Origin of the sequence: Ekhidna sp., from assembly GCF_039960695.1 — a bacterium.
In the GTDB taxonomy this organism is placed as follows: domain Bacteria; phylum Bacteroidota; class Bacteroidia; order Cytophagales; family Cyclobacteriaceae; genus Ekhidna.
The window spans coordinates 453964-474260 of record NZ_JBDVKP010000019.1 but is presented as its reverse complement, the minus strand read 5'-3'; the positions used below and the strand labels follow the sequence as shown (position 1 = coordinate 474260).

Below are 20297 nucleotides of genomic sequence, written 5' to 3'. Positions count from 1 at the left end.
ATTCAATAGATTTTAATTCAATCCAGCCTATTTCATAGTAAGAAGCACGTGAAACCACGTGTCATTTGTATATCAAAACCGAAAAATATACTACTATGAAAAAGCACTTCGCTCTACTGTCTATTCTGGTTTTCGTTGCTTCATTAGCCATGGCTCAAAGCTTTGATGCTCCAAAAAAAGGAGCTAAAATTTATGCCCAGGAGTATGTGATCAACATAGATGCAGACAGCAATACTTCTTTTGACCTATGGATCGTTCGCGCAAAAACTGCTAAAAAAGCCAAATTTCTTGCACCTACACTCAATAGTAGCTCTGGCCTTACGTTTGAGATAGCGCAGGATGCAGAAAACCAAGATCATTTTTTAGTTACCGTAGCTGCTAATAAAGTGGCCGTAGGTCAATACACTGTGATCGTTTCATCAAGAAGCAATGGCACACAAAAGGTAACTGGCACTACACTTTCTTTTAATGTTCTTGCAAGCAAAGCTGTTGCTTCGGAAGATGGAGAGTAATTTTAAGGAATGAAGAAGTACCTATTTAGGCTTTCTATAAGCTTTCTGATATTTCTCTTTTTCAGGCTGACGGATGCTGGAGAACATACGATCCTTGAATGGAGCCTCCTAAATTTAATCAGCCTGACCTACACCATCTCTGTCGTATTAATATGCTGGGAAGTTGCAGCTTGGAGTATCTCTTTCTTCTATAAAAAAAGTGGAATCAGATCCAATAGTGATCTTTATAAGATAACAATAAAGGCAGTACTTATAGTGCTGCCTTTTGTACTCTTATTTTCTTATATAAATCACTACTATATTGAGCCATTATGCTATCCAGATTATGTACCTACACTACAGAAGTTTCAAATTGTAAGTGCACAAGGCTTCGTATTGTCCCAAATCATCATCCTATATGAGATCTTCAAACTCTACATCTCCTATGCGGTGAGAACGGCCCGAGAGAAGGAACAAATTCAAAAAGAACTTGTAGCAGCCAAATATGAAGGTCTCAAAAACCAGGTAAACCCACATTTTCTTTTTAATAGTTTCAGTGTGCTTAGCTCACTAGTCGAAAAAGATTCGAAAATAGCTATTGAATTCATTGCCAAACTTTCAGACATCTATCGGTATATTCTTGAGAATGATGAAAAAAGTGTTGTTAGTCTACAGGAAGAATTAGACTTCTTAGATAATTATGTGTTTCTGCTTCAAATGAGACACCAATCAGCAATTGTCGTGGAAAAGGATATTTCACTGGATAAGTTAAATCTGTCTGTTCCTCCAATGTCCATTCAAATACTTGTTGAAAATGCCGTAAAGCATAATGCTTTTTCCATTGATGATCCTCTTCATATTTCCATAAAGAATGAAGGAAACAAGGCGATTGTGGTAGAAAACGAAATAAGAAAAAAAGAGAATTTATCATCCAGCACTAAAATTGGACTAAAAAATCTATCAAGCAGGCTGCTTCTTTCTGTTGGTAAGGCCTTGGAAATTACGGACAATGAAGAAACATTTAAGGTAAGATTACCGCTATCACTTACATGAAAGCACTCATTATAGAGGACGAAAAACTTACCGCTGATCGATTATTAAAATTAGTCAACGAGCACACTTCCATCAATATCCTTAATACTTGCTACTCTGTGAAATCCGCCAGACAATGGATCAATGAAAATGAATGCCCTGAGCTTCTTTTTCTAGACATTCAACTTGGAGATGGGACTGGTTTTGATGTTTTAGAATCATTAGAAACCTTCCCTCATGTGATTTTCACGACAGCTTTTGATAAGTATGTATTGGAGGCATTCAAATACAATAGTGTAGACTACTTACTTAAGCCTGTACAATCAGATAAGCTAGTCCTGGCAATTGAGAAACTGAAAAAAGTACGCGTACAAGGAGACTTATCTGATGTAATCGGAAATCTCAAATCACAACTTAGTTCAGCCTATAAGCAAAAATTTTTAGTGAAAACAGGGCTTAAATATGCGTCTATTCCTGTTCAGGATATTGCATACTTCTACAGTGAATCGAGCACCACATATCTCAAAACCAACCATGAAGAGTCGATGATAGTAGATCATTCATTGGATGAAATAGAAGAGCTGATTGATCCTTCTTGTTTCTTCAGAGTGAACAGATATATGCTGATATGCGATAAAAATATTGTTTCGATAGACAGTTATTTCAACAATCGTCTTTTACTATCAGTAAAGCCGGAATACAAAGAAAATATTATTGTAAGTCGTGAAAAAGTGCGTTCTTTCAAAGATTGGCTCGATAGTTAGCAGCCCATTTTAGATAGGCGGCCATACAGTTACTCCAACGGAATGGGATTAGTTTTGGACAAGTGTCTATGAATAAATACCTAACCATGAAAAACTGTTTCTTAATCGCTCTTACCCTACTCCTTGCTTGTCAACCGTCTGGAAACGAGAATGTATCTGAAAAAAAATGGCTTGGACTCTCAGTAGATCTTGCGAGCATTCAGCCAGAGATCAATACGTATTACATGTTTGATTCCACAAAGGCCAAGATCGGTTCAATGATCTTTGGAACATACTTTGAAAATGGAAAGCTCATATCAAGAGATACGTCATCATTTGATGACGGGAGCGTATATGAAGAAGCAGAATTTATATTTGATACTGGAACATTCAAACTGGAAGAGGTGTCCATCGGCATGCAGATAAATAGCACCAAGTTAAACGTGGATATTATAGCAAGCGAAAACCAAGTAAATGGCCTTTATAGAGTAACCAGAGACACAACTATTAGCGACTATCCGGTAGATTCTTTATACACTTATGATGTTATTCGAAGCGAGCTGTATATGCTCATGCAAACGCTTGACTACAAGACTGAAGACACCATCAAGTTTAAGGCATTGATTCCTACAAGCATGACTGTCTCAAACGCATCTCTTTATTATGTAAAAGACGAAACGGTAACCACACCGGCTGGAACTTTTGACTGCAAAGTCATTCATCTGATGACAGATGGAAAAATGCCGCAAAATCGAATATGGATTACTAAGGAAAAACCAGCTCGGATAGTCACGTTTTATGTCCCAGGCCCGAAGCTTTCGATGGAATTAATAAACTCTAAAAAAAGCAATGGTACTTATTGATCAAGCCACTGCTTCAATGTAGTAGCCTTTTCACTACTAACTAAAATTTGTTCATCCGAGAAATGGCTCATCTCTATCATGAGCTTACCTTTAAAGTGTTTGTGCACAGTAGTGATGTAGTCAGCATTGACTATAAACTGGCGGTTGGCCCGATAAAAGAGTCGTGGATCGAGTTGACTCGAGAGTACATCTAGTGTAAAATCTGATAAATAGGTTTTTTCATTTTTCGTATTGATATGTACAACACCGTGTTTGCTTTGGAAGCAAACTATATCCTCAGAACGAATGGATAACATTTTATCGCCCTGCTTTACAAGAAAACGTGATTTGTATTTTACCTCAGTCAAATTGATCTGGTTCAGTAATGCCGCCATATTTATTCCATTTTGGCTAAAGTTGGCCTTCAGGCTGCGGTATTTCCGAAGAGATTGCTCCAAGTCTTCTTTCTTTATTGGCTTCAATAAATAATCGATGCTATTTACCTTAAATGCCTTTAGCAAATACTCATCAAAAGCAGTAGTAAAAATCACTGGGCATTTGATTTCGATTTGATCAAAAATCTGAAAGCTGATGCCATCGCTAATTTGAATGTCTAGCAACGCCAGATCAGGGCATTCGTGATTATTCATCCACTTCACTGTTTCCTCTACACTATCTAATACCTCTACAATTTCGATGGTAGGATCGATCTCCAGTAGAATCTTTTCCAGTCTTCTAAATGCAGGAGCTTCATCTTCTACAATCAACACTTTCATATTAGCTGAAATTTAAATCGCTTTCTTCAAGTAAATCGATGAGCGGTACTGCAACCATAAAATTGGATGTGCTCGTAATGACATCAATTTCTTTTTTACCTAAAATGTTGTACCTCTTACGGATATTATCAAGCCCGGTTTTCGTTGACTTTTCTAATGACTCTTTGCGCTGCAAATTATTCTTCACAATCACAGATTTGCCATTTTCGATATAAATATCGATGTGCAGCGGCTTAGCTTTAGAAACTACATTATGCTTAATCGCATTCTCTGCCAGCATTTGGAGCGTTAATGGCGGAATGGTCAAATTAAGGTATGACTTTTCAATATTAAAGCTAACTGTCAGGTTATCAGGATATCGCATGCGCAATAAGAAAAGGTATGACTTTACGAAATCAATCTCTTCTTGAAGGCTCACCAACTCTCTGTCTTTATTTTGAAGAATGTAGCGATATACTTCTGAAAGCCGCTCTGTAAATGAAACTGCAGCTTCGGCATTCTCAGGAATAATGGTGGTCAGCGTATTCAGGCTATTAAATAGAAAATGAGGACTCATCTGGTTTTGCAGCACCTCATATTGTGTACGAATTTGTTGATTTTTCAGCTGTTGATTCAGCGTAAATTGCTCCTTCCATTTATCAAAGAAATAAAAGGCCTCATACGAAAGCGTAACTACAGTCGCAATTATAAAGTTGAAAGGAAGGTACCGAAGGTGTTCATTTATTGACAACAATTCCTTCAATTCAACAACGTTGAAGATGATTTTCAATGGGATACCTCCGACAGTCATCCAGATACCAATAAAAAGACCTGACCATAAAACTCTGCGTTTTGTTTTACTGATTTCTGGAAATTTCTTTCTTAAAAAGAATATGACGGCACAAGCACCATTCCAATAAAGTGTCGTAAAACAAAAGGATACAAAATAATGAAACCAAAGAGGTTTATCAATCATATGGTCATCTCCATCATTGAAAGTAGACAATGCGGCTACTAAAAAGATTCCGACCCATCGAATATGTACTTCTCGCAATTTCATTACGCATTAAAGATAAGTAATGGCATTCCAGAAATTTTGATCAAATCCGAGTGAAGCTGGGAAAATGAGCGGTGAAACAGCATTATCCATTCATGAAACAGCAGGCGCAGTTTAACTGGCCCAATTGTAGGTTCAATCACAAAAAATCGCGCTTCAACCTCGTAATCAAGCGTCTGATTATGAAACTCGTTTCTTTCCAAGATCTCCACCAATAGGTTAGCATCGAAAATCAACATTCAAAACGATGAAAAATTCGAAAGCTATTATTACAATTCTGGGAATTCTTGTGTCAATAGCAAGTATTGCTCAAGATCAAACTGTCAAAGGAATTATTCTTGATGCTCAAGCTGAATATCCATTGATTGGAGCAACGATACAGCTGGTTGGGTCCGATCCTATACAAGGTGCCATTGCGGATGTTAATGGAGAATTTAGAATAGAAAAAATCCCTGTTGGCAGACAGACTTTTGCAGTCACCTACATTGGCTACAAGAGCATTTCATTACCCAACATATTAGTAACCTCAGGAAAGGAAGTCATCCTGCGTGTCCTGCTTGAAGAATCCGTTGAAAAGCTCGATGAAGTAGTAATTACTGCCGCTGCTGACAAAGATCTTCCTATAAATGATCTAGCCAAGGTAAGTGCACGTACATTTAGTTTGGAAGAAGTCACTCGTTTTTCCGGTGGAAGAAATGACGTGGCAAAACTAGCCACATCATTTGCTGGAGTAAATGCTACTAACGATGCACGAAACGACATTGTGGTGAGAGGAAACTCGCCGATAGGATTGCTTTGGCGAATTGAAGGGATTCCAATTGCCACCACCAATCACTTTGCCACTCAAGGAACCACAGGTGGACCTGTAAATGCATTAAACACCAACCTATTACGAACATCCGATTTCCTAACCGGGGCTTTCCCAGCAGAATACGGAAATGCTAATTCGGCTGTTTTTGATGTTTTTTTCCGGAATGGAAATACAGATAAGTATGAATTTACAGGGCAACTTTCAGCATTTAGTGGGTTAGAATTTATGGCTGAAGGTCCTATAAGCAAGAAAAACAACTCATCTTTTGTGACATCCTATCGCTATGGAATTGCAAGCCTTGCGGCAACCGGAACTTCAGCAATCCCCTTTTATCAAGATATTTCGTTCAAAGTAAATTTGGGTGAAACTAAAATTGGGAGGTTTGAAATCTTTGGTTTGGGAGGAAAAAGCAGCATTGACTTTTTAGGTGAAGACATAGATGATACAGATCTATTTGCTGATCCTGAGCAAGATGCTTTTGTCCAAAATGAGTTAGGGCTTATTGGCTTAGCTCATACCATACGCATGGGACAAAAGACATATCTCAAAACCTCTTTTGGAGCATCGACCAACTACAATGAATACCTACAAGACAATCGCATGTTAGATGAAAACAATCAATTCATTGGAAAGTATCGAGCTACTAATGTTAGAAACAGGGAAAATAGATATACGATTACGTCCACACTCAATACTAAATTCAATGCAAGATGGAGTATGCGAGCTGGATTCCTTAACGAAACATATGCTCTCGATTTGTTTTCCGAGGATAGAGATGCTCGTGTCACTATCCCTGATGATAATAATGATGGAATCCCTGATTACTTTCTCATTAATACCGAGGTTGACGAAACCTATCATTTACTTCAAGTATTTGGACAAGCTGAATATAAAATCACAGATGACCTATCTACGACCTTTGGTCTTCACAGCCAATACCATGAATTCATGGATGCGTTTATTCTGGAACCTAGAGCAGCTATTAGCTGGCAACAAACACCTGTTCAGCGCTGGAGTCTTGCCTACGGACTTCACGGCCAAGCGGTTCCATCTCCGGTAGTATTCTATCAAGAAGAAGTAAGTCCGGGAAACACCGCACGAACAAATCAGAACCTTGAGTTCATTAAGGCACATCATTTTGTATTGGGCATGGATCGAAATCTGGGCATTGACTGGAGATTAAAAACGGAGGTCTACTATCAAAGCATTTATGATGTTCCTGTGGAGCAAACATCTTCCAGCTATTCAGTCCTCAATGAAGGCAATGATTTCATCTTCGAAGAGAAAGGTTCATTGGTCAGCGAAGGTTCGGGATTTAACTATGGCACTGAAATCACACTCGAGAAATTTTTTAGTCGGAACTATTACATGCTTTTAACGACCTCTCTATTTGAATCCCAATATGAGGGAAGCGATGGAATTCAACGCAATACAGTGTTTAATAACAACTATGTTTTAAATGTGCTCTTTGGCAAAGAATGGAAGTTTGGACCAAACGATCAAAATGCGTGGACATTCGACACTAAGGTGACTACATCTGGCGGTCGCCCATATACTCCTTTAGACATAGATGCAACTCGAAATAATTCTGGAAGAGAAGTACGCCAAGATCAGATCGCTTTTAGCGAACGATATGGTCAATATTTTAGATGGGACGCAAAATTTGGGGTGAGGCTAAATCGGAAGAAGGTGTCTCATCAATTCTTTGTGGACTTCCAGAACCTTACAAATAGAAAAAATGAATTTGTCAGAAGATACAATCAGGTTACCGATCAAATCAACGTAGTTGAGCAAATTGGATTTTTTCCTGATGTGATGTATCGTATTCAATTTTAAACATTATGAAAATACTCACCAGACCTAAAAAAGATCTTAATGTTTTGATTTTAAAAAGCAATATCAAAACCAAAAATGATGTTGAAAAAATCAATCAGGTGTTCAGCCAGATTAAATACATACAACGCTGGACAGTGGACCTAGACGATTGGGAGCATGTGTTGAAAATAGAATCGTCCATTCTTACATGTGAAAACATTGCTGTCATATTGGAAAGGTTTGGATATCAATGCTCAGAATTAACACATTAGCCTAGGAAAATTAGGTAGTGAATGTTGGTGGGAATAGCTCTGCGAAGGCAGGGCTATTTATATTTAGGGCAAGATGAATCAGACCTCATATGATTATGCTATTGTAGGTGCTGGCGCTGCCGGGCTCCAGCTCGCTTTGAAGATGATCAATGATGACTTCTTTAAAGAAAAAAGCATTCTACTTTTAGACAAAGACGATAAGGTTGCCAACGACAGAACCTGGTGTTTTTGGGAAGCAAAAGAATCATTGTGGGATCAATTGGCCATTCAGACATGGGGCAATGGATTATTTTTCAATAAGCAGGAAGCAATTTCATTCAGTCTGTCACCTTATCGGTATAAAATGGTTCGTTCCGCCGATTTCTACGCATATGCAAAAGCTGAGATTGCCAAGGCTAATAATGTCGTTTGGATTAAAGATGAAGTCAAAATCATCGACGAAAAGCAAATGACTGGAACAGAGGGATCCTACAGTGCCAATCACATTTTTGACAGCCGCATCCCTGAAGAATTTAATGAAAAGAAAGATAAATTCCATTCACTCGTTCAGCATTTCAAGGGTTGGTTTATCGAAACCGAAAGTCCAATATTCGATCTGGAAACATTTACCATGATGGACTATCGGCTCAAGTGGAAGGACAGCACCAGCTTTACTTATGTATTGCCCCTCACACCAAACACCGCGTTGGTTGAATTCACACTTTTCAACGATCGATTACTGGCCGATGACACTTACGATGAATATCTCAAAGAATACATTAGCAAATACTTAGAAACAAATAACTACCAAGTCAAAGAAGTGGAGCAAGGCCTGATACCTATGTCAGATTATCCGTTTCATAAACATCACTCAAAGTACATCACTAAGATTGGGACGGCTGGTGGTTGGGTCAGGCCGTCTTCCGGCTATTCATTTAAAAATGCTGATAGATATTCGACCATGATGGTGGAAAACATAAAGAAGGGAAACCGGCCGGAAAAAGGAGTTGCCAACTCTCGTTTCAGGACTTACGACTCCATTTTCCTAAATGTACTAGCTTCAAGAAATGATCTTGGAGAGGATATTTTTACGCGACTTTACACGAAGCCTCCCATTCAATCTGTATTTAGATTTTTAGACGAAGAGAGTTCGTTTGCGGAAGATATACGCGTCATGTTTTCACTGAATCGTCCACAGTTTTGGCGAGCCTTTCTATCTACCTTCTGGCGGAACTAAATTTTGCATCTGATACCTATCCGCAAGAGCAAGGCATTATCGAGTGATGGTTGGAATACAACATCTTTCCCCTGTCTCAATTGTAAATCAGAAAAGACCGTTCTTGAGAAGACTAAATAGGATTCAATGTGTTCAGAAATCTTGTATTCGTACCGGAAACCAACGTTGATTAGGAACACGCGGATTCTATCCGCAATACCAAAATCATTTATTAATAGATCCTCCTGAATATGTGCGTTGAACGCCTCCCCTTCCGCATGGATCTTGAAGCGATGTTTTTCGGTAGCATGAAACTGAAAGTTCGTATAGGGAGCACCGATTGTATATGACCATTTCTGATGAAATTTTCGATAATAATTGATGAATGGAAACGGAATCGGGAATCGGGTAGTCGTAGAGTAGGCCAACCCAAGGATAAGTCTATTTCGCTTTTTGCTTAGCGATCCATCTTTGGTTTTAATAAATGCCATCACGCCATTGACTAAAAAATCACCTGAAGTGATTCCACTTTGAAAGTTGCTATTAAATGAAGGTGACAGCTGAATGCCGAAGCGCCAGTTATTTTGCAATTCGAACGTATACGTGAGATTAAGATCTATGGATTGGAAGTTTTCTGCATGGGTCTTATCGTATGAATCCTCAGCTTCCTGAAATCTGAATAATATTCGGCTATAGTCGAACCCCACAAATAGGTATGCTCCTTCTTTTACTTCAAATGGAATATTTGCTTCGATCTGTTGCCGATGATATTCAAAGTTGCTACTGCTACCCGGTACATATAGGTACTCTGCCTTTGCCAAATCCAATAACTGGCCATGACCTGAGGTTAGCATTAAACAAAAAACACATCCAATTATAAAACGCATAGAATTCGCCAAGATCGGGAAATTTCCTCCACTGCCACTATACATTTTTTCATATTTCGATAAACCAGTGACATAGGGCTGTCACTCTAGCCCATTTCTTTACCTCATGTTCAACTCTAATACATAAATATGACAACAGAAGAAGTAGCAAATCGTTTGGTGGAACTTTGCCGTGAAGGCAAGTTTGAGCAGGTATTTCAAAAGCTCTATTCACCTAATATTGTAAGCAAAGAACCTGAAGGTGCTCCATGGGGTACGGTGCAAGGCTTTGATGCAATCGCTAAAAAAGGTAAAGAATGGAACGAGATGATAACTGAATTTCACTCCAGCGAAATATCAGATCCGATCGTAGCAGAAAATTTCTTTTCTATTACCATGAAATCCAAGGTGACAATGAAAGGAATGGATCAGCCAATTGATATGGATGAGGTATGTGTGTACAAGGTAGAAAATGGCAAGGTTGTCCTTGAGCAGTTTTTCTACACACCTATGCCCGAGCTGGTATGAGTTGAAGCTAATAGAATCATAAGGAGAAAGGCCATCGGGAGATGGTCTTTTTTTGTTAAAAGTCGAATGAATCGGATGGACCTCTAAACTAGGTTACAAGATGTGCGCAGCCATTTTTTCTAAATTGCGTTTTGTATAATTATTGGCAGTTATGAAAAAAAAACATGAGAGAAGTAGAAATTGAATCGGGTGTGGGTGTTATCACTGCTACTATATATGACAGTATCGACCCCAACACCGTTCTTGTAATTGCTTCAGCAACAGGAGTTAAACAATCATTTTATAAAAAATTCGCCGAGTACCTCTCATCACAAAATGTTACTGTAATCACCTTTGATTATTACGGCATAGGTCTTTCCCTAAAAGGGTCTATAAAAAAACTGACTAATGATGCAGAAGGTTGGGGAGCTGAAGATTTAGAAAGTGTTATTGACTATGCTTTGAACAATTTTGTCGGCTATAAAAAATCTCTGCTAGGTCATAGTATTGGCGGCCAATTAGTAGGACTTTCCAAGTCCTCAACTAAAATGGACAAGATTGTTTTAGTTGCGGCTCAATCCGGTTACTGGAAATTATGGGATGGAGTAGGAAGAATAAAATTATGGTTCAATTGGCACATCCTTTTTCCTCTTTTAACCAACCTCTTTGGTTACTTACCATCAAAGAAAATTAGTGGTATGGAGAATCTTCCTAAAAATGTCGCAAATCAGTGGAGCAAATGGGGAAAGAATAAGGATTACCTCCTTAGCGATAAGTCCCTGAAAGAAACTTTTTTTGAAAAATATTACTCAGAAATAGCAGCCTTTAGCATTGATGATGATGATTTCGCTCCCCGGAAAGCCGTTGAATGGATGACAGGAAGATATTCAAATGCTAAAACGAAAACCCGACACCTAATACCAAAGGATTATAACACACAAAAAATTGGACATTTTGGGGTTTTTAAAGAGAGATTTAAAGATACCATATGGAAAGATTTACTCAATGAGATCAAATAAACAAACAGCTAACAATGTATATAACTCATAGCTCCTCTGGTCTCTATGTTTTATATATTGACCGTTATCCCCCCGCCTGGCACGGGTTTGTAACTTGAGCCTTTACATAATGAAGATACCCCCGCTAGCAAGCGTTTGTAACGTATACCCAATTGCAATTTGAGATCTCGTCCTGACAAAAAAAGACTCGAAAATACCTAGATTTCCGAGTCTTAATTGCTCTTCATTCTAACTCTACTCCTACTTACCTATATCTTTCTCTTATAGTAACTACTGGTAATAAGGGCGACGGGTAGGCCAACCAATACCATGTGCCAGACAATACCTACCGCCGCGAGTCCGGCATCAAATGGGCTAGCAGGAACATTGCTTGATGGGATCACCAACAGGTTCATGACAAGCCATACGCCTAAGCCATATACCAATCCAGCAATGACTTTATATTCTCGTAATACCGCAAGTTTCGGATAAGCAACGAAATATAGGATTGCCACAACATAGGCAATTAAAAAGTGGAAAAACAGCCCAATGACAGTCATCAGAGCTCCTCCATCAATAGCTGTCGGTCCATAAATGCCAGTAGCAATGAATTGCAATACCTGAATGGGATTCAGACCGAAGTAGATATAATAGACCACTACTCCAGCGAGGGAGTCCAGGACTCCCGCGACCAATCCCGACCATAGGATCACTTTTGTCGGACTGCCGAACGTCGATGCGTCAAGTATTAACATTTTCTCTTTCATGTTATTCTTTATTTATATGATGAATGACAACATTGTGTTGAATGCAATGCAAAGTTCCGACGGCTCGAGACGAGAATAAATAAGGTATGTTAAGAAAAGAGGTTAAACTAGTTTAATAGCCTACTCAATCCGAATTGGCAAGTTCATTCCTGATCTTGCTCAGAAATTCCTTGGTGATCCCAAGGTACGAGGCAATCATGTACTGAGGTACGCGTTGTTCAATTTCAGGATATTGCTCCCTGAATGTTACATATCGATCTTTCGCTGGATGACTAAAATTCCTGATGATTCGTTTTTCAGAGGCGACAAATGCTTTTTGTATTATAATTCTGAAAAATCTATCCAGCTGTGGGATGAGTGTGTAAAGTTCTTCAAGAGCTTCATAGGAGAATTGGATGACCTCCGTATTTTCGATGCATTGCACATTGTAGTCTGCGGGTGTCCGTGTAATGAAACTACCCATGTCTGCCGTCCACCAGTCTTCTATTGCAAAGCGGATGATGTGCTCCTGACCTTCACTATCGATATGAAAGGTTTTGAGACATCCTTTCACAACAAAACTTTCGTGTTTGCAGACATCTCCTTGCTGAACAATGAATTGCCCCTTTAAATAGTTTCGGTAATTGACTCGCTCAGAAAGAATGGCTATCTCTTCCTTACTTAAGTAAATGTGATGACTTATATGCGCTAGAAGTGGTTCAATATCCATTTGCATAGGAATAACTACACTTAAACCTATACATGCAGAAGTTAGGATTAGTTCTAATTTGTCGGTTTAATGAGGAAGCGTACTTCCAATGAAACGAAATCGTTCTCTTGGACTTGAAAACTTGTTGGTAAAAGGAAAAGCCGAATTGGAAACCAAACTTGAAGAGTGTGAGAATAGCAAAGAATAAAAAACATTCCTACAAATGGGGAAATACTAGAATCGCTCAGTTGTCAAGATTGCAATTCTGCTCTTAATTTTTCTCAATCCGAATATCAAATAGTTCCCAATTTTAATTAACCAAAAAACAGATAATAATCGATCTATTTCCTGTCTCAAAGAGAGTTACTTGAAACTGATAAGCAAAACTGCTAGATTGTAGATACTAATTAAGCCTAGAGACTATTCCATACCTAGGTCGTTAGCAATAAATTGGATTCCATGAAAAGGAAATACGTTTATTTACTTTTTTCATTCATTTCACAAGTTGGAATGGTAAATGCACAGCATATCAGTGAATTTAATTCCCTGCTCCCGGGACCTCAGGAAACGTATTTTAAATTGGCTCAATCTCATTCCTTTCAATATATTATAGAGTGGGGTGATCCGCTTAGCCAAGGAGGGACATTGCCAAATAGATGTGACTTTACCGGATTCGTTCCAATAGATCGTAGTAGCTCGATAGGGTACTTGTCGATAAGCTCTGAAAGTCAATTAGGAGGAGTGACAATTTTAGACGTTCACCTAGAAAAATCAAACACAGAATGGATTGTTGACAGATCAGAATATTTAGATTTCTCTTCAGTAGGAGGTACAGAAGCCAACTGCTCAGGAACTGTTACTCCATGGGGTACCATTGTGACCTGTGAAGAAACAACGGATGAAGATTTGAATGGTGATGGTTATAATGATCTGGGATGGGCTATTGAAGTAGATCCCATCTCAAAAGTTGTAATTGATCAGAATGGAGGGCTAGAAGGGGGTGATAAATTGTGGGCCCTTGGAAATTTTAAACATGAAAACTTAGTAATTCATTCGAATAGAAGAACTGCATATCAAGGTGTGGATGATGCTGAAGGTTACTTATTTAAATTTGTAGCTGATATCCAAGAAGACTTAAGTGCTGGAAAGTTATTTGTTTATAAGGGTTCGAAAAATGGCTCTGGTGAATGGTTAATACTTAACAATTCTACAGTTAGTGAACAAAATAGCACATTAATTCAGTGTGCTGAATTAGGTGCCACACAATTTTTAGGTATTGAGGATGTGGAAATAAACCCAATTGATGGTAGGGTTTATTTGGCCGTAAAAAATGAAGGTCAAGTTTATCGTTTTGAGGATAGTGATCCCATAACGGGAACAACTGTCTCAAATTTTGAAACTTATGTTGGCGATACGACATATGAAATAAGTAATGGTGAAATTACTCTAATTGAACAATGGGGAATTGGTAATGATAATCTTGTTTTTGATGAAAAAGGCAACTTGTGGGTAGCCCAAGATGGAGGCAATAATTATCTATGGATCGTTGAAAATGGACATACCCAAAGCACTCCTAAGGTGAAGATTTTTGCGCAAGCGCCAATAGGTAGCGAACCTACAGGAATGACATTTACCCCAGACTATAAGTACCTTTTCATGTCAATTCAGCATCCGGATAGTGACAATGACTTATCAACGCAACTGGATGCGTTCAACATACCAAGAAAATTTGATAAAGATGTTGCATTAGTAATTGCCTTGAATGAAAATCTAAATCAGACTGTGACATCTATCGCTGAACTTAAAGACCTGGAACCAGTTCTTTACCCTAATCCAAGTAATGAATTTGTAAGACTAAAATTTGTAAAAGAATCGATCCCAACAAATATTCAGCTATTCGATTCTAAAGGCAATAAATTGAATGTTCACTATAAAACAGTCAACCAGGAAATACAGGTTTCAATTGCAAATATCCCTGCTGGGATATACTACTTAAATTTTATTAATAACGGTAATTTGAACTCTAACAAATTAATTATACGGAAATAATTACTGTCAACAAGTGATATAGCATCTGCCTTTAAGGTGTTAGGTGTAACTATGACTTCCCGAAACTTTCATTTAGAAAAATGGCACTTTCATCAGAAGCGAAAAATATTTATTCCCAGATAAATCAAAATACTAAACTTGGTGATCTTCGAAAAATTGCGAAGGACATTAAAAAGGATCAAGAGATTGCGATGGAACTTTGGGCGACAGGGCATTTTTTACCCCGCCAGCTGTCTATTTTGATAATGGATAAAAAGCTCCTTACCCAAAAGGTTATTGACAAACTCTGTAGGGATATACAAAATCATGAACAAGAAGAGCAAAACCAATTAATTGATTGGCTGCTGGCCAATCAGCTTTCGAAGGACAAAAAAACTATTGCACTGATGGAGTCCTGGGAGAATTATCCTTCACCTCTACAAAGAAGACTATTTTGGTATTATCAGGCTCGTTTAAGATGGATGGGAAATACTAACCAATCCAATACGGATTCCTTATTAGCTTCAATCGAAAAGAACCTATTAAATGAAGAACCTGAAGTTCAATGGGCAATGAATTATACGGCTGGCCAAATAGGAAAGTGGCAAGAAGAGTATCGCGACAGATGTATTTCTATTGGAGAAAAAACGGGGTTGTATAAGGATGAGGTTGTTGCTAAAAATTGTACCCCAAGTTATTTACCGAAATTCATTTCTATTGAGGTCGCCAAATTACAAAAGCAATAAAATAATGCGTGACGAAATAGTAAACAAACTACACACAACCAAACCTAAACAAATCAGAGTGCTTCCTGGTCTCAGCACGATTTAGTCAAGATAGAAACAGAATGATAAGGAAAAGCTCCTCAGTTGAGCTGCTTTTGTTATTATTGCAAAAAGCAATTCAAAAGTTTGATTGCTCGTTTGAATATATGCTCTCCTCAAGCATGAGATAAATTACTTCAAGGAACCTACTCAGCCCCACCCTTGAATAATAATTCGAAAACTTAAATAAAGTAAAAGGTGAATGTCACCTTGTAAATTAAAATCGCCAAATGTGGCGTAACTAAAACAATGAAAAATATTATAACAATCTTGCTTCTGACAGTAATGTCAGGACATATCTATTCACAAAATATAAAAAAATCTGAACTCGTTTTCGTTAATGGAAAGAAGCTTTATTACGAAGTTTATGGTGAGGGAACCCCTCTTTTCCTACTCCACGGATATAGTTTGTCTTCTCAGTCGTGGAAACCTTACGTTGAGAAATTTGAAAAAGACTATAAAGTATACCTCGTTGATCTAACCGGGCATGGCAAATCAGATCCATTTAAAGATGATCTATCCATTAAATCTGTTGGAGAAGACATTAATGCTCTAGTAAGCTATTTAAACCTGGAAAAAGTGAAAGCCATTGGGTTTAGCTTCGGTGGAGATGTACTCTTTCAACTCGCCTTAATCAACCCATCACTTATTGAATCCATGATTACAATTGGAGCGGTAGGTACTTGGACAGTCAATGACTTTCCACAGTATCAACAAGTATTCACATTTGAAAATCGAGCTGATTTTCCCTGGCTGGAAAGTTCTCATCAGAGTGACGAACAGGTAAAAGGAATAATGAATCAATTCAAAAATTATACGATATCGCTAAGTGATATAGAACTTCAGCAGATACAAGCTGAAGTCATGATTATGATGGGGGATGATGATGAAGGAATGAATTTTGATGAAGTAGCCAGAGTCAAGAAAAACCTTCGTAATTCTGATGTCTGGATCCTTCCCGATGTATCACACAGTGCGCATGAAGGTGAGCATATGTATGAGTTCATCCTAAAAGCAAAAACCTTTCTATCGAAGACTAGATGACAGATACAATAGTTCGCTAGTTTTATCTTGCCTTGATAGTTGAGATATTGCATCTTAGCTTGACGTCAATTCTGCAGAAATGAACAGTCTAAAATCGTACTTTGAACAAGAGCTACCATTAGTTGATGTCCAACCTTTAGTGGATTGTTTTACTACAAAAAAGATTCTCAAAAAGGGAGAAAAACTTGTAGTGCCAGGCAACCGAGCATCATTCCTTGCTTTTATCAATAAAGGAGCATTTCGAGCCTTTTTCATAAACAACAAGGGTAATGAAATCACTTCCTGGTTTTCATTTGAAGGCATGTTTATCACCGACTTACTTGCTTATTACAAGGGAACTCAAGCAGAACAATTCATTGAGGCAATCGAAGAGAGCGAAATATCAATAACGCAGAAATCACAGTTGGAAAAGCTTTATATGACACAACCTGTGTTTAGAGAATTCGGTAGAAAATTTGCAGAAAAAGGTATGATAATGGTCATGGAGCGTATGCTCTCGTTGCAAACTAAGTCAGCAGAAGAACGATATAGAGATCTTCTTTATAAGCCCCAGTTTTTAGAAAAAATTCCATTGAAGTATCTGGCAACTTACCTAGGCATCACCGATACCTCCCTAAGTAGAATTAGGAAATCCATTGTTTTGTGAAAGTTGTCATTTGACAAGAAAAACTTAGCATTAGCATAACTTGTCATTTGCTAAGAAATAGTACTTTCCCTACTCCCAAATTTGTCTGAGAAATAAAAAAAACTCAGATGAAATACAATGCCGCACTTTATCCATTCGAAAGCAAGTGGATTAAGCTTAACAACGATCAAATTCATTACATTGATGAAGGAACAGGACAAGTAATTCTGTTTAGCCATGCCGCCATTGGATCATCCTTTATGTACCGGAGATTCGTACAAATTTTAGGCAAACATTTCCGATGTATTGCACTTGATTTTCCTGGATTTGGTATATCACAGCATGATTCTCAAAAACAGTATAGCATTGTTAGTCAAGCTGATCTGCTTGGAAAGTTTATTAAGGGTCTTGGTCTTCAAGACATCATCGCTTTTGGTCATGATACAGGTGGCCCATCGATTATCAATGTTGCAGTCAGGTATCCTGATATTTTTAAAGGTTTGATTCTTACGGACACTATTATGTTTCCAACTACTGAATATCAAAAAATACACAAAATGCTACGTGTTGTAGGAAGCACTCCGTTTGAATGGCTAAACAGCCGTACCAATTTCCTCACTAAACTAACCCTCAATAAAGGAGTGACATCAAGGCGATTGCTAAAAGAAGAAAAACATGAATACTTCAAAATGACATTTGATAGTAATAGAAGAAATAATATTACCAGCGTGCTGAGCAGTCTAAGACAAAACCCTGATTTCATGAACGCTATAAAAAACGGACTCGAGAATCAGCTTAACCAAAAACCGACACTACTTATATATGGTGAAAATGATCCTGTTAACATCCTAGGTATTCCCGAGCGAATACACAAGATGATGACCAATTCAGAATTATTTTTGATCAATAGTGAGTCTCATTTTCCGCATGAAGGACAGCCGGAACGTATGTCAGAAATAATATTTGAATGGATCAATAACTTAAATACTTAAAACAGATTAATCCAATCTAAAGCAGCTATTATTGAGCCAACCCGAATTAAATCAGACATTTAGCTACCGCAAGTTTCCATTGAAAAATTAGTCTTATTTTAGCTGATTCCAGAATTGAGAAGAATGTCTTCTAAGCTTTACTGATTGTAGAATTCACCATGAACAAAATTAAAGTAATCAAAAAGTTCAAAGCCAACTTCATCAGGCTTAAACTCCATAAGTTGATTGGCTTTATTGCTGACTATTTGCTTTACCTAGGGTACCTTTTGAAATTGTCCAGATGGATCGATTTAAATAAAACAAAATTTAGGCACAATGATTTTTATAACGCACGTGTAAATCAACAAGATAGATTACAGCTATATAGCGTTTTTGCATCCGAATGTGAATTAAACAAAAGTGCCATCAGCTATTTAGAATTCGGCGTAGCCCGTGGAAACTCTCTCAGATGGTGGGTAGAAAATAACAACAACCCTCAATCATTATTTTGGGCATTTGACACCTACGAGGGATTGCCCGAAAAATACGGCACCTACGAAAAAGGGACCTTTAATCAAGATGGTAATTTTCCAGATATCCCTGATAATCGAATAAACTTCATAAAAGGCCTATTTCAGGATACTCTCCTGGATACAATTCCACAAATTGACTTTGAAAAAAGAACAATAATTCACATAGACGGGGATTTATATTCTTCCGCCCTATATACGCTAAGCATGCTGTATCCATATTTAAAAAAGGGTGATTTTATACTATTTGATGAATTTGGTGTACCGCTACACGAATTCAGAGCCTTTAATGATTTCGTGAGATCATTTTATATAAAATTGGAGCCTGTAGGAGCGATTAATAATTACCTGCAGGTAGTCTTCGAGATCAAGGAAATTAAGAATGGAACGGCCCAGTAAAATCAGCTAGTCTCGATATTCAATCAATACAACTTCTCCAGATCAAATTTTACTTTCAGGTAGCTCTCATCCCAATTGGGATTGAGTTCCCTTAAGAGCAAAGCTTCAGCAAAACCTACATCGTAAACAGTTACTCTGCCTACTTCCTCCAATTTAAGCTTACGAACATTCTCAATGTGTTTTTGAAAAAAGGATTCTTTGTATTCATCAAACGGAACAAAATCAGGTAACTTTTTTACTTCTTCAGAAGCTTCATAATTTTCCAGTTTTTCAAGGAATGCATATTCAGTATACCGTGCAATTCCTTCTTGATACCATTGAAAAGAAATGTATTTGTAATCATCAGGCACAAGTGCTGATTTGAATGCTCTTCTGGCGGAAAAAAATTCCTTTTTTGTTGCTTCCCAATTTTCCTTCCCAATAGATTTCACTGCCTCATAAAGCGCTTGTGTGTAAGTTTCGTAAGCCATTATCACTTTAGCGTCCTTGTACGGAAACGGATAATTGAGTTGCCACATGCCTGATTCATCCCCCTTAGCAAGATTCAATTCATTCGTTTCCAAAAAGTACTTAGGTGAAGAATACTGATACTGATGAAAACGTTCGTGCAGGAGTGTAACGATCCATTCTGTGGAATTCAACCCGGTATTTTCTGGCGTGCCAATGACAATGGTGTTGAGTCCGGCAAAGGGAAATGTAGCTAGAAAGTTCTTATTCATCTGTGCAGGCCTACGATGCAATGTAGAATGAATGATGGTATCGTACTCCAGCCGAGCAAAATCATCTGGCTGGTAATAATGTTCAATCAGATACTCATAATTATCCATGACGAAGAGTATGGCAAATGGGGGTTCATTGTATCCACTCCAGATCAGATCTCCAAACAGATAAGAAATTTGTTTAGCTTCTTTGATCCTGATCTGATCCTCATATCTCAGCTGAGCACCGGACTCTATGAATGTTAGAGCTATCAGGAATACAAATATGAAGGATCGCATGAATGAGAAAGTTGAGTTTCGTTGTAAAACAAACGAAAC

The 20297-nt window shown here is 37.9% G+C and carries 21 protein-coding genes; 15 read left to right on the top strand and 6 right to left on the bottom strand.

Annotation, left to right across the window (positions count from 1 at the left end; genetic code table 11):
* Positions 1 to 95: 95 nt before the first annotated feature.
* From ABJG98_RS15980 to ABJG98_RS15965, 4 genes are all read left to right on the top strand, one after another.
* Positions 96 to 512 carry a hypothetical protein gene (locus ABJG98_RS15980; protein WP_348280540.1) on the top strand — a complete coding sequence of 139 codons (417 nt, stop codon included), beginning with the start codon at positions 96 to 98 and terminating at the stop codon, positions 510 to 512.
* A gap of 9 nt (positions 513 to 521) precedes the next feature.
* The gene (locus ABJG98_RS15975) at positions 522 to 1544 is read left to right on the top strand and encodes a histidine kinase (protein ID WP_348280539.1); all 1023 of its coding nucleotides are present in this window, start codon (positions 522 to 524) and stop codon (positions 1542 to 1544) included.
* Positions 1541 to 2287 (top strand): LytTR family DNA-binding domain-containing protein, encoded by a 747-nt coding sequence (locus ABJG98_RS15970; RefSeq protein WP_348280538.1) that lies wholly within the window; start codon positions 1541 to 1543, stop codon positions 2285 to 2287. Before ABJG98_RS15975 ends, ABJG98_RS15970 begins: the two co-directional genes overlap by 4 nt.
* 68 nt (positions 2288 to 2355) lie before the next feature.
* The gene (locus tag ABJG98_RS15965; protein WP_348280537.1) at positions 2356 to 3129 is read left to right on the top strand and encodes a hypothetical protein; all 774 of its coding nucleotides are present in this window, start codon (positions 2356 to 2358) and stop codon (positions 3127 to 3129) included.
* Here the strand turns inward: ABJG98_RS15965 and ABJG98_RS15960 are convergent.
* The gene (locus ABJG98_RS15960; protein WP_348280536.1) at positions 3123 to 3884 is read right to left on the bottom strand and encodes a LytTR family DNA-binding domain-containing protein; all 762 of its coding nucleotides are present in this window, start codon (positions 3882 to 3884) and stop codon (positions 3123 to 3125) included. The genes ABJG98_RS15965 and ABJG98_RS15960 overlap by 7 nt on opposite strands.
* A 1-nt stretch (position 3885) precedes the next feature.
* Positions 3886 to 4923 carry a histidine kinase gene (locus ABJG98_RS15955; RefSeq protein ID WP_348280535.1) on the bottom strand — a complete coding sequence of 346 codons (1038 nt, stop codon included), beginning with the start codon at positions 4921 to 4923 and terminating at the stop codon, positions 3886 to 3888.
* A 244-nt stretch (positions 4924 to 5167) separates the two neighbouring features.
* Here ABJG98_RS15955 and ABJG98_RS15950 point away from each other — a divergent pair, with 244 nt between their 5' ends.
* The 3 genes from ABJG98_RS15950 (at position 5168) to ABJG98_RS15940 (ending at position 9034) form a co-directional block, all read left to right on the top strand.
* Entirely contained in the window at positions 5168 to 7567 is a 2400-nt protein-coding gene (locus tag ABJG98_RS15950) for a TonB-dependent receptor (RefSeq protein WP_348280534.1), read from the top strand.
* A 5-nt stretch (positions 7568 to 7572) separates the two neighbouring features.
* The gene (locus ABJG98_RS15945) at positions 7573 to 7818 is read left to right on the top strand and encodes a hypothetical protein (protein WP_348280533.1); all 246 of its coding nucleotides are present in this window, start codon (positions 7573 to 7575) and stop codon (positions 7816 to 7818) included.
* Between the two features lie 73 nt (positions 7819 to 7891).
* Entirely contained in the window at positions 7892 to 9034 is a 1143-nt protein-coding gene (locus ABJG98_RS15940; protein ID WP_348280532.1) for a lycopene cyclase family protein, read from the top strand.
* On the opposite strand, the gene ABJG98_RS15935 is transcribed toward ABJG98_RS15940, so the two are convergent.
* The gene (locus ABJG98_RS15935) at positions 9031 to 9867 is read right to left on the bottom strand and encodes a DUF6268 family outer membrane beta-barrel protein (RefSeq protein ID WP_348280531.1); all 837 of its coding nucleotides are present in this window, start codon (positions 9865 to 9867) and stop codon (positions 9031 to 9033) included. The two genes, ABJG98_RS15940 and ABJG98_RS15935, sit on opposite strands and share 4 nt — an antisense overlap.
* Positions 9868 to 10029: 162 nt before the next feature.
* Between ABJG98_RS15935 and ABJG98_RS15930 the strand changes: the two genes are divergently transcribed.
* Positions 10030 to 10407: a nuclear transport factor 2 family protein gene (locus tag ABJG98_RS15930; protein ID WP_348280530.1), complete on the top strand. Its 378-nt coding sequence runs from the start codon at positions 10030 to 10032 to the stop codon at positions 10405 to 10407.
* A 164-nt stretch (positions 10408 to 10571) separates the two neighbouring features.
* Positions 10572 to 11405: an alpha/beta fold hydrolase gene (locus ABJG98_RS15925; RefSeq protein WP_348280529.1), complete on the top strand. Its 834-nt coding sequence runs from the start codon at positions 10572 to 10574 to the stop codon at positions 11403 to 11405.
* 248 nt (positions 11406 to 11653) lie between these two features.
* Here the strand turns inward: ABJG98_RS15925 and ABJG98_RS15920 are convergent, their stop codons facing one another.
* Complete coding sequence (locus tag ABJG98_RS15920; protein WP_348280528.1) at positions 11654 to 12139, bottom strand: hypothetical protein; 486 nt, start codon at positions 12137 to 12139, stop codon at positions 11654 to 11656.
* 136 nt (positions 12140 to 12275) lie between these two features.
* Positions 12276 to 12860, bottom strand: coding sequence for a Crp/Fnr family transcriptional regulator (locus ABJG98_RS15915; RefSeq protein WP_348280527.1), 585 nt, complete (start codon positions 12858 to 12860; stop codon positions 12276 to 12278).
* 438 nt (positions 12861 to 13298) lie between these two features.
* On the opposite strand from ABJG98_RS15915, the gene ABJG98_RS15910 reads away from it, so the two are divergent.
* The 6 genes from ABJG98_RS15910 (at position 13299) to ABJG98_RS15885 (ending at position 19260) form a co-directional block, all read left to right on the top strand.
* Positions 13299 to 14888, top strand: coding sequence for an alkaline phosphatase PhoX (locus ABJG98_RS15910; RefSeq protein ID WP_348280526.1), 1590 nt, complete (start codon positions 13299 to 13301; stop codon positions 14886 to 14888).
* Between the two features lie 80 nt (positions 14889 to 14968).
* Positions 14969 to 15613 (top strand): DNA alkylation repair protein, encoded by a 645-nt coding sequence (locus ABJG98_RS15905; protein WP_348280525.1) that lies wholly within the window; start codon positions 14969 to 14971, stop codon positions 15611 to 15613.
* 327 nt (positions 15614 to 15940) lie between these two features.
* On the top strand, positions 15941 to 16735 hold the full coding sequence (locus tag ABJG98_RS15900) for an alpha/beta hydrolase (protein WP_348280524.1): 795 nt from the start codon (positions 15941 to 15943) through the stop codon (positions 16733 to 16735).
* Between the two features lie 79 nt (positions 16736 to 16814).
* Positions 16815 to 17381: a Crp/Fnr family transcriptional regulator gene (locus ABJG98_RS15895; protein WP_348280523.1), complete on the top strand. Its 567-nt coding sequence runs from the start codon at positions 16815 to 16817 to the stop codon at positions 17379 to 17381.
* A 107-nt stretch (positions 17382 to 17488) separates the two neighbouring features.
* On the top strand, positions 17489 to 18352 hold the full coding sequence (locus ABJG98_RS15890; RefSeq protein ID WP_348280522.1) for an alpha/beta fold hydrolase: 864 nt from the start codon (positions 17489 to 17491) through the stop codon (positions 18350 to 18352).
* A gap of 158 nt (positions 18353 to 18510) precedes the next feature.
* Positions 18511 to 19260 (top strand): TylF/MycF/NovP-related O-methyltransferase, encoded by a 750-nt coding sequence (locus ABJG98_RS15885; protein WP_348280521.1) that lies wholly within the window; start codon positions 18511 to 18513, stop codon positions 19258 to 19260.
* A 23-nt stretch (positions 19261 to 19283) separates the two neighbouring features.
* Here the strand turns inward: ABJG98_RS15885 and ABJG98_RS15880 are convergent, their stop codons facing one another.
* On the bottom strand, positions 19284 to 20258 hold the full coding sequence (locus ABJG98_RS15880; RefSeq protein WP_348280520.1) for a hypothetical protein: 975 nt from the start codon (positions 20256 to 20258) through the stop codon (positions 19284 to 19286).
* Positions 20259 to 20297: the final 39 nt, after the last annotated feature.